Here is a 12,590-nt window from a genome sequence, read left to right on the forward strand (position 1 = left end):
AAGTGGCGACCGACTCCTACCGGCACAAGACAGCGACTCGGCGCAACAACCCCACGCCAGAAACCGAGTCGATGATGACCGACGAGGACCGCAAGCCCGAGCCGTTCACCATCAACCGGCACGAGATCGCTACGCCGGTGCTCGCCTGGGATCGGCAAGGCGAGACCTCAGCACTTGGCGGCGAGGACGCCGAGGATGCGCTGCTGCGCATGGAAGCCCTGCCGCTGTATGTGCGCGAGAAGGTCTCCCCGGTCGATTTCGTCAATCAGCTCCGCAAGCCCGACAGTGGTGTCCAGGTCAGCATGGACGACTTCAACGGGTTGCCCAAAGGAGCCGACCCGCTCAACTTCTACGAGCATTCCGGAAACTGGCAGAACCGCCTGGTCCACGGCGATTCGGCCGATGTGATGAAGAGCCTCATCGCCAAGGACGGGCTCGCCGGACAGGTGCAGATGATCTACTACGACCCGCCCTACGGCATGTCGTACCAGTCCAACTTCCAGCCCACCACCGACAATCTAAACGTCAAGGACAACGGCACGGCAGTGCCAGCAGGTGATGCCTTGCCGATCCGTGCCTTCCGCGACACGTACCGAAACGGCGTCCACTCATACCTCGACGGCATCCACAAACAGTGCGTTCTGGCCCGCGAGCTGCTCGCCGACAGTGGATCGCTGTTCGTGCAGATCGGCGACGAGAACATCCACCGGCTCGGGGTGCTCTTAGACGAGGTGTTCGGCGGTGACAACCGCGTCGCCACCATCACCTGGCGTCCGACGGGCATGCCCTCCAGCAAGCTGCTCGGCGAGAGCGCCAGCTACCTGCTCTGGTACGCCAAGGACAAGGATCAGATCAAGTTCAACGCCCTGTACCTCCCGCGCTCCATGCAGGAGTTCATGGACGACTTCACGTATGCAGCGGCCATAGAAACTCCAGGCCAAGATGACCGCTCGCCCACGAAGTCGGAGCGCAGGAACGTGGACGAGATGCCGTCTGTCGCACGTCTTTATCACCGTATGCCGCTTACATCTCAGGGACGTTCGACTACGGGGCGCTCCGAACGGTACTGGTTCAATGGCAAGTGGCATCACCCCGAAGCTCAGCGGCAATGGAGCGTCTCGGTCCATTCGCCGGCTGCTGAGGACGACGGCCCGTGCCCTGGCGATCCCGACGAACGTCAAGTTGAGTGCGGTATGTGTTCCCTGAGGTCACAAGGGCGCCTGTCTGATCTGGGAAACACGCTTCGTTGGAAGTGGTACACGGACGAAATGCCTGGCCGCAAGCTGGACAACGTGTGGCACAGCGTCATGTCTCCGTCATCCAAGCGCTACGTCGTGCAGACATCGGATCGCATCATCGAGCGCTGCCTGCTCATGACCACAGACCCCGGCGATCTCGTTGTCGACCCCACATGTGGCAGTGGCGCGACGGCCGATGTCGCCGAGACTTGGGGCCGCCGATGGATTACGTGCGATGCACAACGAGTCTCCGTCGCTGTTGCACGATCACATCTGCTCACTCGCATCTATCCGTGGCACAAGACAGCAGACGCTGGGTTGGATCCCGCTGTCGGCTTTGTAGAAGACACCATCCCGAGCGTGACCGCGGCGACGCTCGCGTATCGGACGGTCGATGACCCTGACAAACAGATACGTCTCGTTGACCGGACAGAGGTTGAACCTCGCAAGCCCCGCATCTGCTCGGCATTCACCGTCGAATCGATCTCGCCGTACACCTACCTGCCGCTCGACGACGGCGAAGCTGACGACCTGCCTGCAGCCGATCCAACAAACGCAGAGACGTTGCTGCAGCTCCTCCGCAACACACCGGTGTGCGATGCCAACGGACGACCGGTGTTCGATGTTGTCGAAACGGTTCCATGGCCCGACACGAAACTCGTCGGCTACGGGGCGCGCTGCGCATCCGAGAGCAGGGATGCCGAGTTCACGGCCGGTGTAATGATTGCCGCGGCCGATGCCACAGTGACGACCGAGGTCGCCCGCCGAGCAGCAGTCGAGGCCCGTGAGAACGACCCGGGCTGCGAGAACCTCGTCATCATCGGCTACGACTTCGAAGCCGGCATCCCGCCGGCCGTCGGGCCGGTCCACGTCCACCGAGTCATCGCTTCCCGCGACCTGCGCCTGCCCGAGACCGTCAAGCGCTCGGCCGATGGCGGTTCATTCGTGCTGCTCGCCGAACCCGACGTGATCCTCGGTACGAGCGACGAAGGCGTCACCGTCGAGTTGCTGGGCTGCGACACATACGACCCCGCAGCGAACCGAGCGCGCGGCTACGGCACCGACGAGGTCGAGTGCTGGATGCTCGACACCAATCACGACGGGTTCTCGTTCCGAGTGCGCCGCGCCTACTTCCCGAACGGATTCCGCAAAGGCAGCGACATCAAGAAGCTCATCGCCAAGATCCCCAAGCGCGAACGAGACGAACACGCCCTCGACAACATCCAGTCCGCGGTGTCCCAGCCCTTCGCGCCGCCCGACCCCGGACGCAACATCGCCATCAAGGTCATCACCACCACCGGCGCCGAAATGACCACGACCATCGACGACGGCTGGTAACGGGCCGTCCTGGGATTGATTGCGCTTCGGTTGTGTCGGCAATCACCCGAATTCCGTTTGGAGGGAACCGCCATGCGCCAAACCACAAAACGTCGAGCTCGCAGACTGCGTCGCCGCCTGCGACGCAAGGGAACAGCCGAAGAGCAGCGCGCACGCGTCCAGGCGCACCTGCGACTCGGAAGCAGCTACGTATCGATCAACGACGCGCTGGATGCGCTGAACCGAGAGGACTACGCCGCGGCACGTACTGCGACTGAGCAGGTCATGCACCACTGCGCCGATGCGCTCGAGACACTCAGCGTGCTCGACAGCGGGACATCCGCATGAGTCCGCCGATGCAACAGCCCCAGCACCTGATGATTGCGGCCCGCGAGGACGACGGCAAGTACTGGGCATCCGCTTGCCGAGACTGTGACAGAGCCACGCCCGGCAACATCCGGGTGGGTCCGTTCGACACTCGCAAAGAGGCGAAAGCCGCTGCGGCGGAGCATCGTCGTGTCTGGCGGACCGCGACCGGCGAAGAGCGCGAGCGACTGGAGAGCGAGTTGCAGATCGCGCAAATGCAGAACCGCGCGGAGGAAGTTGAGCGCGGCAATATCCCAGTGCACGACATGGAGGCGCCAACGCCGTGTCCGCGGTGCGGCTCCATCTACATCCGGTTCAAGCGCAACACCGCAGCGAAGGTCACGGTCGGAGCGCTCGCGTTGATGTCGTCGAAGAAGGCGCACTGCGCGAGGTGTAAGCACCCCCGCTATCAAGACCGCTAGCTAACCGCCGTATCAAACCTTCGGCCGACCAGCGGACGACACATCGCTCTTCTCGACGCCCGAGACGCGACATCCGCACGGCGGGCCAGGTACTCGCGGGGAATCTGCACTCGCTCAGGAGCTGTCGTCATGTTGTTGGCGGTGTGACTAGTTCGCGGCCGTTGGCGACGGTGCGGTCGATGGGCCATCGGTCTCATGCAGATCGTTGACGCGCATGACATCGGCCGCGGTGAGCTGATGCGTCGATCAGCGATTACTCATCGTCGGCGGGTGCGAACTCGTAGACGAGACTTGGCGCTTCGCTAAGTCCCGCGAGAGTGGTCGTCCCGCGCTTGACTTCGCGGAGGTGATCTAGGGGGTCGACGATGACGCGGACAGTAGGCCGCGCATCATTGCCTTCGAGGTTCGACACGACGACGAGGAAAAAGTCTGGCGTAGTCGACGCTCGCTCATACTCGGCGGCAGTAAGAGTCACCTCGTTGGGTTCCGAGCCGGCGCTGACCTTGAGTTCGTAGTAGTTCTGCCACTCATCCATTGCGTCGGCACCGACACCGCGCTGGCCGCGAAGGTCGGCGATCTGGTCCTCATCGCTGTCGAGCAGCATTCTCAAGAGCTCAAGCCCGACGCTCTCCTTCTCCAATTCGGAATAGCCCCGCAGGGGGGTGCGGTCGCGCGGCCCAGGAACGCCAACTGACGGTTCCCTGAGGCTCGCTCCGGTGCTAGCCCTGTCACCTGAACCGGTTGCGGTATTGGGGCTCCCGCTGTCGGTGCGGCCTCTTCGGTCAACGATCGTGAGCGACTGCGGTTCTACGAGCGTCCTCAGAACGGCTTCAGGCGACGACTGGTCTTGATGGTCACCGCCCTCTGCGACGCCCGCGACTGGCTGATGGTCACCTGCCCGTCTACCGGAGGCGCTGCGCGACGAATCTTGCTGTCGAGCGGTTCTGTTCCGGAGCTGTACTAGCCGGGGGTCGGAGTCGAGTGTTGCCTCCGCCTGTTCGGCCCGTTCACTTGCGAGTTCGAGTTCCCTTGCCCGGGTGCCTTCTTCTGCCAGGTCGCACGCGGCTCTCCATGACAGGGATATGAGTCGTTCGTGGCCCTCAAACAGTGCTGCTAGCGCTCTGCCTCCGCCATGGACCCGGGCGAGCACCTCGGGATCCGACACGAACATGGCCAAGTGGCCATTGTCGACCTTCGCGTCGACTTCGCACTCGTAAGTGCGGTTCGGAGCGACGGGAATTGAGAGCGCAAGGCGTGGGTGCACCTTGACTCTGCAGGCGACCAGGTCACCCCACAGCGCAGCGAGGCTCTTCGCCAAACGTGGGTCGTTGCGCTGTAGGTCTTCGCGCATGAGAGCGAGAGCCCGTTGATATAGGTCCGTAGCTGAGGCGTCGTACCACGCATCTCCGGGATCGATCACTGTGGCGTTGCTGACCTGGATTTCGGTGACGCCCAAGTGCCCGAGCAGGCTTCGAAACTGTTTGAGTTCCCCGCCTGGCCGCCAGATCGGCAGTTGATCGCCGAGCCCAGTTGCAATAGCCGGGTCATCCGTTGCATAGACGGGGCGATCCCGCGCCCAGTCCTTGCTCGTCCACAGAGCCAGCTTCTTCAGCTTCTTGCGGAGTGCATTGTCTACCTTCGCATGAGTGCCTGCGAGGTAGCGCAGCGCTTCAAGCATGATGGCTTCCTCGATGGCGTCGGGAGGGTTCTCGCGTCTAGACGCGATCTGCCTCAGGACCTCCAGGCAATCGGCCGGTGACGGCGCTCTGATGCGCAAGGCCTTCCACAGCGATGCACAACCTTCGGGCTCGGGTGCGAACGCTCGATGGTCCTTGAAAATGTCTGCGCCGGACAGCACGTTGCGAGGCGACTGCCACCCATGATTTGTCAGCACGAGACCGTGGCGCGCGAAACTGTTCCGCAGCTGATCGTCAGTCAAGTCGGGCTCTTCAGGCTCACTGTCGATGTCTCGTGCCAGAGCCCTGTAGACAAGAACCGCGCCATGTCGTAAGTGATCGCTCGGGATTGCGTCTTGCGCGTCGGCACGTCGGATATCCCGAAGCCGATCCACGAGTTTGGATCGGCTCGGATCACCTGGCACACCTAGTGCTTCCAATACTGCGTGACGAATCCGCTGATCAAGCTTGGGGTGCAGAAAATCGGTCGATTCCGCTCCGTAGATCGCTTCGGTGCCCGGCGTTCGGATACACAAGTCGATTGGCCTGCGTGCATGGCCGTCTTCGTCGTCGAGCCAAGCGACATCTCCGGCTTGCGCAAGCCAAAACGCGCTAGTCCTGCCTTCGTGCCACCAACGGCGGTTGTCGTGCACCGCGTCGACCTCCGCATATTGCTGCAGCCGGCGGTCCCACGCCCGACCGAGTGCCGCTAGCAGAGCGCTGGCCCGCGTACGGCGTTCTTCGCCCTGCTGCTCAAGGGCGATGCTTGTCACGGCGGCGAGGAGATCTGGGCTGCCGCGATCTTCGAGTGTGTATGTGGCACCCAGTTTTCTCATCGCTGAAATGCGCGCTTCCGGCCCGCCGCTGACGTGGAGGGGCAGGCCACGCTGACGTTCGTACGCGTAGCGGTCGACCAGACGTGGGTGCGGTAGGAGCCGTGGTGCCGTCTCGGCTCCCAACAGCCGAAGGAACGCTTGTGGGCCAGCTACTGATTGTCCTTCTGGGGGGCGGAGGACCCGTGCGTAATGACTGCTGAGCCACACGATTCCGGGAGATTCGCCGGCGGCTACGGCAAAGCTGTCACCCGCTCGATCAATTGCCCGCGGAAGATAGGCGTCGACAGGTCGGGAGACGCTTGGGACCCTCTGGCCCTCGGCGTCATGTGCAAACGACGTCAACAGAATTGCCCGGCCGACCTGGGGTCCGAGTTCTTCCTGTTCGTTCGCATCGAGGTGTTCAAACGCATCTCGGAGTGAGCGGACTTGGTCATCTGTCAGTGACGGCTCGACGATCCACCCGGACTGTCCAGCGCGAGCGAGACGACGCAGCATTTCCGTGTTGTCGGAACCGTCGAGCAACGCCCCGCACTTCTGCAGCCAAGCAAGAACCTCTGTGGCATCGGTCGTGGGCGCCACGTGGGCCTGGTGAAGCTGCGCTACGAGTCCGAGTTGTTCCGCGAGCGGCGCGGCTCCTGCGACCAGAACCAACGCGGAATCATGGCCCGGGGGTACTCGTCGCTGACCATCCTGAGTGATCACGCACGGGACTTCGAGCAGCTTCTCGTCGAGACCCTCTCGGATCGCAACTGCTGTGAGGGCGATGTCGGGATCAGGAGGTCGTTTGTCGTCGCCGAGCAGCTCCAGCGCTTGCTCGACGCTGACGGGATCCGGCAGGTCATCTCGGTGAGTTCGCCAGTCCGCAAGAACCGAGCGCCATCTTCCGGCTGGATCCCGCACGTTATTCGGCAGCGCAGCACGAAGCTGAGCCAATCGGGCGATTTCGGTCGCTTGCAGAACGCCCTCGAGCGGCTCCGACTCCACCGCAAGATCAGATACGTGAAGGCGGCCTCGCCCCGGAATCGCTAACGACAAGCGAGCAGCCACTTGGCCCCTCGCCTGGTCAAGGACGGCGGCTTCAAGTGCGTTGACCATCTTCGACGACGTGCCGTCGACATCGGCATGTGGAAGCGGTATCGCCCGCCATGCGCTCGTGGGTTGGCGTTCGAATAGGTCGAGCACCGCCTCCGTCCACAATTCCGCGACGAGCTTCACAAGCGCTGCGTTCCACGGGTTGTCGTCGAAATCAGTCCGACTCGTAAGCGGATCGAACTGTGCATTTGCAAACAGTGGCGACTTCGTCCCTACTACGGGCAGCCCTGCGTAGATCTGACCCGTGTCTGAGCCTCTGAGCGGGAGTGCGATAGCGGCGGGTGTTGAGTCTCCCGTTTCCTTCTGTGCGCGTGATAGTCCTGCAGGGGCCGGGTATTCGGTGCTGTAGACCAGCCATGAACGCCCGTCAGCAGCGTCGACAAGGTCGCGCGAGAGCGATGCGAGCGCCGCGTCCGAATTCGAGACTTCGTCCTTGCGTCGCGAGAGACTGAGTTCCCTGATTGAGTCGCCGCTCGACTCCAGCAGTCTCACGCGAGCCACATTGCGAAGGAACAGCAGGGCTGAGGCGTCCCAGGCCTCAAACCAATCTTCGAGCTCCCGTGGCTGTAGCGTTTCGAGCCGAAGAGGAACTCGCAATGTCGTCCACCCTGGTCCCCGGAACAGGGGAGGCAGGCCCGGCAACTCACATGGCTCAATCGTCGGGTCGCCGATGCGGAAGCGGTAGTGGCCGCAATGCACCTCAAGCGTTGGGGATAACGACTGAAGAGTTGAGAGCCCAACACCGAATCGGCCGGTAGCGCTGACGTTGTCTGTCTTGGTGCTCAGCCAGGGAGTTGCGAAGCCGACCACGTCTTCGAGGCAAATTGGAGCACCGTTGTGGCTCGCCAACAGATCACCCGGCCTCAGCTGGAAGCGCACCTCCGCGGCCCCCGCGTCGTCAGCGTTCTGGATGATCTCGGCAAGGCCTTGGAGCTTCTCGCTCGACAGCTGGGCACCGCTTGCCCGCGCCGCGTCGAGCGCGGTCGATATCAGACCAGGCAGATCGCGATAGAGCTGTCTCAGCCGCTCGACCGCAGCCCGAGCCTCCGGTACGTCAGCCGGCTCGTAGAAGCGACCGCGGTCGCCTGGAAGCGAGTGGAACACCTGCTCGGCCGCCTCGATGGCTCGCGCAATGCCGTCGGTGTTTGCCGTCGAGTGATGTTGCACCGCCAACGACCAGACCCATCGCTAGTAGGCCCGCGCCTTCGTCGGGCCGGCCGGAAGAAGCTAGCAAGGCCCCGCAACTCCAGGAGCCCCAGAGTCCCTGCCAAAGTCCGGGACTCCCACAGCCTGCGCAAGTCCCAGGGTGAATAAGGATGCATCAACGGCCTCTAGCTGGACCACCACCTGAGCCGCATCCACCGCCGCACAAGACCCCACGCCCGCTGAACCCAGCAACCCCACGAGCCGCGCCCGCACCCACCGGACAACCCCCACCCCGCCGATTTGCTAAGCAGTCCCTTAGGTACCCTTGGTTCCTGCCAGGTCCCCCCCTCGGGGGGCCCGGCCTGTCAGGATGCAACTGCCGCGCGTTCACCGCGCGGCATGAAGGAGGACCCTTGCGTTGTCGGTCTGAGCGTCCCGTCGCATGAGCGACACTGAACTGCCGGAGTACGATTCGCCGCCTGTCGTTGAGGTCGCACTGACTGTTCAGTTCGAGGACTCGTTCGACATGGGCGAGGCAACAATAGACGCACTCGCAGGGGCATGGCCCGAGTACGCGCTGGAACGACGAGCTGTCCTACGCACGATTGGATTGGAGCCGTCGCACATTGACCGCCCCGAAGCCGGGGCCGAACTGGAACGTCTGTGGATGTCAGCCAAGGGCGGCCAACAAGTCGTCCAAGTCCAGCACGACCGCCTGACGGTCAATTGGAAACGTGACTCGTTGGACGAGACATACCCGCGATTCACTTGGCTTCGTAAGTTTTTCTTGGACGCATGGCATCGACTCAGCAAGATCACAGCGATCGATCTGTGCCCCGACATCTGCCAAGTGCTGTACGTGAACCACATCGGGGCCGAAAGCGGCTGGCATGGGATCAGCGATACGTCCGAGATTCTGGCTTCTTGGCGTGGTCACACAAGCGACGAGTTCTTGCCTGAGCCTGAGATCGCAGCCGCGTACCTCCACTACCACATCCCCGACCCAGGACAATGGCTGGACATCGACGTTGGCCCTATACGTCCCGATGAAAATGCGGACCGCGTGCTCGCCATGTACGTCTCATCCCGCGGCTGGGCAGCCACAGCGGACCTCGACGGCGCTCTAGCGGTCTTGGACGTCGCTCACGAGTGGATCGTCCGCGGGTTCACATCTGCCACGACAGCCAAGGCACATCAGAAATGGGGGAGAACTCGATGACCGGCAACATGGCAGGAACGCTGATAGGACCGCCCCGCAGCGCTGACGAATGCGCCGTGTTTGGCCCCTCTGTGCCGCCCTTGAACGGGCGCGGCATCGAGACCATTCACAACCAATCTCCATGGGCTAGTAGCCAGTCCGCAGATGCCCACTGGCGCGAAGCGCGCCTAGAAGCGAGAAGGCAGCGAGGACGAGAGTTCGTCGCCCAGTTGATAGAAGACGGTCCTCCCTACCGTGTCGCGACAGACGACGATCTAGAGCGGCTATTCGGTGGATCGACCCACTAGCCGTGAACGGCTGCTGGGACTGGAATCTTGACGCGCTCGAACGCGCTCTAGAGGAATGGCGAGCGGCCGATGAAGACTCACATCTTCACGAACGAGCAATGTCGGCGGCACTCAGGAAAGCCACCGAACTGCTGAAACGGGTCCCTTGCCACCAGTTCCCTGGCCAACCGGGCCCAACCGGGAACCCGCTCGATCGGTGCATTGATACCTACAGCCCAGCAATCATCGAGTTCTGGCTGGACGACGACCGATGCTTGGCGTTCACGACACTGATCTACCGAGAAACGGGCTCCTGACCTGCGGTTTCATCTGTGTGCTCTTGGTTGCTCATTTGCAGGATTCCCATCATTAGCGTGCCAGCCCAGTGCAGGACAGCCCAACGCGCGCCACCACGCCGGAGGCGCTGGCCGGTCGCGTCACTGAGTTCATCAGGTTCGGTAACACGGTCCGGCGTCCTGCGACCGCTTCCTCAGCGTCGGTGCGGCAGCTGCTCGTCGATCTCGAGGAGGCTGGCTTCGGCGGTGCTCCCCGGTATCTCGGTACCGAGCCTGACGGGTGGATGGTGCTCAGCTGGGTCAAGGGGTGGGTGCTGGCGGCTGGGCGCAGGCGAGCTCCCCTCGGTGGAGAAGCTGCTGGGGTCCTGTCACGACTGCGTCGCGGGGTTCGCTGCGGGCTCGGGCTTCGCCGGGGGCCTCAGGCGGTGGGGCCCGGGCAGGTGGTGTGCCACGGCGACATCGCTGCGCGCAACACGGTGTTCGCCGGCGGGCGGGCGGCGGCGTTCATCGATTGGGACCCGATCTTCGTGGCGTCGCCGATGTGGGACCTCGCGCACGCCGTGTGGCAGTTCGCGCCGGTGTGCGGCGAGCTATTGGTTGGCGGGGATGATGCGCAGTTCCACGCCTTCTGTGTCGCAGAGTGCCTGCCAGTTCCTGCCGACGTTGCCTTCGATGACATGCAGCGGCGTCCGGTGGTGGATTGCGGCGCCGAGGAAGTCGGCGGCGAGTCTGTTGATGCCGGGGCCGTGGCGACGCAACAAGTCCACCGCCAGCGATGCGTACGGCCGTGGGTCGACTATCTGGAGAACGTCCGGCGGCGGCGCAGACGCGTGCTGGATGACCTCGTCAGTGACCAGTCGGGTGATCTTGCCTGGCCGCGTGATCTCGCTGCGCCGCCGGTTGTTCCTGCGCAGCACAGTCAGCAATCTCACATAGAAGCCCCATGCCACCGACGGGACCTCGTCCTGCCCATAGGCACTTTCCTCGCCCGCCAAGGCTCTCACCGCGAGCCCGTCGTCGACGAGGATCACTGATCAGTGGCAGCGGACAGTCGTGAGCGCACGGGGTCCGGTTCCACAACAAGGAGGGTCGGCCCGTCGATCCGCTCGCCCATGGGAAGCCACATATGCATGGTGGGCTGGCTCGTCTCAGCAAGACGCTTCTTCGGTCGCCGAGCGAGGATGCGCTCAATACGCTCCATCAGCGTTGATGTCCAGTTCTCACTCTGAGGCTTCTCGGGAATCGAGAATCGGTAGGCAATGAACAGGTGCCCAGGGAAGAGATCCGCCGAGAGAGGAGGATCGTCGCCGAGGACTTCACGGCTGATCTCCTCGTAGTTCTCAGCGATCTCGGCGAATGCCTGCCTCATCGCCGCCTCGCTCATCCGATCAGGGGTTCCTTCTTCGCTCGAGTCGCGTGGCGGGGCTTGCTCTTGGAGCGTGGCATCGATGGCGCTTGACGGCGGGTCGGCTACGTCTAGGCCGAGATCAGGGTCATCTTCGAGAATCTTGCGGCTTTCGTCCACGTAGTGCTCGGCGATCCTGGAGATGCGATCTTGGACGGTTTCGTCCGAGCCGAGGGTCTCTTCCTCGTGAGCGATCCGGAGCCAATGAGTGAGCAGGGACGAGACCAGGACATCGGGCGTGCTGTGAAGTTCGTGGGCGCGCTGGTTGAGGACTCGAGCCAGTTCAGCGTCAAGTTCCAACTTGAACTGCTCCATGTTCGAAGCGTAACGAGAGCCCGCTCCGAGCGTTGACCGCATCACTGAGTCTGTCGAGATCGGCGACATCGCTGCGCGCAACACGGTGTTCGCCGGCGGGCGGGCGGTGGCGTTCATCGATTGGGACCCGATCTTCGTGGCGTCGCCGATGTGGGACCTCGCGCACGCCGTGTGGCAGTTCGCGCCGGTGTGCGGCGATGCGGACCGTTGGTGGGAGGGCTGGTCCAGCGCGCCTGACCGGTCGGCGCGCATAGCGGCGTTGGTAGGCAGCTACGGGCTCGGCGCCGGCAGGGCCTCGTTCACTGCGCGTCGAACCCAGGATGACACTGAGCGATCCTCGGCTGCGGCGACTGCTCTGATCTGCTCGAGCACACTCGGCGGGAAGCGCACGGCGATCGGATCGGACAGCCTCGGTGTGCGTCGTTGCGCTGGTCCTTGGGGACCCAGGTTTTCTGGTCGGCGGTAGAACTCGAATTCCTCGGCGGGGGTCATGCGTTCAGCGTTCATCGGTCCTCCATGTATTGGGAGACGAGGTGCGAAGGTGCCTCGTAACAGCCGATCGGTCGGCACCGCGTCGGGTCGCCCGAGTCCGATGGTGCGAGGGGGACCACGAGCACGACTCCGCTGACTTCGGCGACCATGAGCCAGTGTGCCGGCGGGGTTGGGGGGTAGAAGAGCGGGTCGCTTTGCCAGACGTCGACGATGTCGGGTACGCCGAGCGCGCTGTGCTTGAACAGGTGCGGCAGCTGGTCGGTGATTTCGAATGGGTCATCGTCGTCGAGGAGATCCAGGTCGAACGGGCTCTCCACAGCGGCAATTGTATTACAACCGAATACAGAGCGGGCACAAATGAAGGATCGGTCAGCCAAGTAGGCCGACGCCTCGGTCCAGCGTCGCGGGGTTCGCTTCGGGCTCGGGCTTCGCCGAGGACCCCCAGGCGGTGGGGCCCGGGCAGGTGGAGTGCCGCGGCAACAACGCGCCGCGCAGCAGCGTGTC

Annotated in this window: 9 protein-coding genes and 1 pseudogene; 6 read left to right on the forward strand and 4 right to left on the reverse strand. The window is 63.4% G+C overall.

The features are described 5' to 3' along the window. The first annotated feature begins 2 nt into the window (after window positions 1–2). From ACOGW9_RS12125 to ACOGW9_RS12135, 3 genes are all read left to right on the forward strand, one after another. On the forward strand, window positions 3–2,576 hold the full coding sequence (locus ACOGW9_RS12125; RefSeq protein WP_419911573.1) for a DNA methyltransferase: 2,574 nt from the start codon (window positions 3–5) through the stop codon (window positions 2,574–2,576). A 72-nt stretch (window positions 2,577–2,648) separates the two neighbouring features. After that, a complete protein-coding gene (locus tag ACOGW9_RS12130; RefSeq protein WP_419911575.1) occupies window positions 2,649–2,903 on the forward strand; it encodes a hypothetical protein in 255 nt (84 codons plus the stop codon). Further along, window positions 2,900–3,343, forward strand: a complete 444-nt coding sequence (locus ACOGW9_RS12135; protein WP_419911577.1) for a hypothetical protein — start codon at window positions 2,900–2,902, stop codon at window positions 3,341–3,343. The genes ACOGW9_RS12130 and ACOGW9_RS12135 overlap by 4 nt, the downstream gene beginning before the upstream one ends. A gap of 253 nt (window positions 3,344–3,596) precedes the next feature. On the opposite strand, the gene ACOGW9_RS12140 is transcribed toward ACOGW9_RS12135, so the two are convergent. Next, the gene (locus ACOGW9_RS12140; RefSeq protein ID WP_419913071.1) at window positions 3,597–8,114 is read right to left on the reverse strand and encodes a sacsin N-terminal ATP-binding-like domain-containing protein; all 4,518 of its coding nucleotides are present in this window, start codon (window positions 8,112–8,114) and stop codon (window positions 3,597–3,599) included. Window positions 8,115–8,535: 421 nt separating this feature from the next. On the opposite strand from ACOGW9_RS12140, the gene ACOGW9_RS12145 reads away from it, so the two are divergent. Both ACOGW9_RS12145 and ACOGW9_RS12150 read left to right on the forward strand, forming a co-directional pair. After that, entirely contained in the window at window positions 8,536–9,312 is a 777-nt protein-coding gene (locus ACOGW9_RS12145) for a TIGR04255 family protein (protein WP_419911579.1), read from the forward strand. A 651-nt stretch (window positions 9,313–9,963) separates the two neighbouring features. Continuing rightward, window positions 9,964–10,908 carry a phosphotransferase family protein gene (locus tag ACOGW9_RS12150; protein WP_419911581.1) on the forward strand — a complete coding sequence of 315 codons (945 nt, stop codon included), beginning with the start codon at window positions 9,964–9,966 and terminating at the stop codon, window positions 10,906–10,908. Here the strand turns inward: ACOGW9_RS12150 and ACOGW9_RS12155 are convergent. Beyond that, window positions 10,902–11,594: a hypothetical protein gene (locus ACOGW9_RS12155; protein WP_419911583.1), complete on the reverse strand. Its 693-nt coding sequence runs from the start codon at window positions 11,592–11,594 to the stop codon at window positions 10,902–10,904. The two genes, ACOGW9_RS12150 and ACOGW9_RS12155, sit on opposite strands and share 7 nt — an antisense overlap. A 67-nt stretch (window positions 11,595–11,661) precedes the next feature. Here ACOGW9_RS12155 and ACOGW9_RS12160 point away from each other — a divergent pair. Further along, a pseudogene (locus tag ACOGW9_RS12160) lies at window positions 11,662–11,823 on the forward strand (hypothetical protein); the annotation flags it as partial. Between the two features lie 41 nt (window positions 11,824–11,864). Here ACOGW9_RS12160 and ACOGW9_RS12165 read toward each other — a convergent pair. Both ACOGW9_RS12165 and ACOGW9_RS12170 read right to left on the reverse strand, forming a co-directional pair. After that, window positions 11,865–12,101, reverse strand: a complete 237-nt coding sequence (locus ACOGW9_RS12165) for an Arc family DNA-binding protein (RefSeq protein ID WP_419911585.1) — start codon at window positions 12,099–12,101, stop codon at window positions 11,865–11,867. Further along, window positions 12,098–12,403, reverse strand: coding sequence for a hypothetical protein (locus tag ACOGW9_RS12170; RefSeq protein WP_419911587.1), 306 nt, complete (start codon window positions 12,401–12,403; stop codon window positions 12,098–12,100). Before ACOGW9_RS12170 ends, ACOGW9_RS12165 begins: the two co-directional genes overlap by 4 nt. Window positions 12,404–12,590 lie beyond the last annotated feature (187 nt).

The sequence above is a fragment of the Candidatus Poriferisodalis sp. genome, assembly GCF_965203655.1.
Taxonomy (GTDB): Bacteria; Actinomycetota; Acidimicrobiia; order Acidimicrobiales; family Poriferisodalaceae; genus Poriferisodalis.

Excerpts from the sequence above, each read along its gene's own strand:
- ACOGW9_RS12130 (WP_419911575.1), top strand. The coding sequence starts at position 2,649 with ATGCGCCAAACCACAAAACGTCGAGCTCGCAGACTGCGTCGCCGCCTG.
- ACOGW9_RS12135 (WP_419911577.1), top strand. The coding sequence starts at position 2,900 with ATGAGTCCGCCGATGCAACAGCCCCAGCACCTGATGATTGCGGCCCGC.
- ACOGW9_RS12145 (WP_419911579.1), top strand. The coding sequence starts at position 8,536 with ATGAGCGACACTGAACTGCCGGAGTACGATTCGCCGCCTGTCGTTGAG.
- ACOGW9_RS12155 (WP_419911583.1), bottom strand. The coding sequence starts at position 11,594 with ATGGAGCAGTTCAAGTTGGAACTTGACGCTGAACTGGCTCGAGTCCTC.
- ACOGW9_RS12165 (WP_419911585.1), bottom strand. The coding sequence starts at position 12,101 with ATGAACGCTGAACGCATGACCCCCGCCGAGGAATTCGAGTTCTACCGC.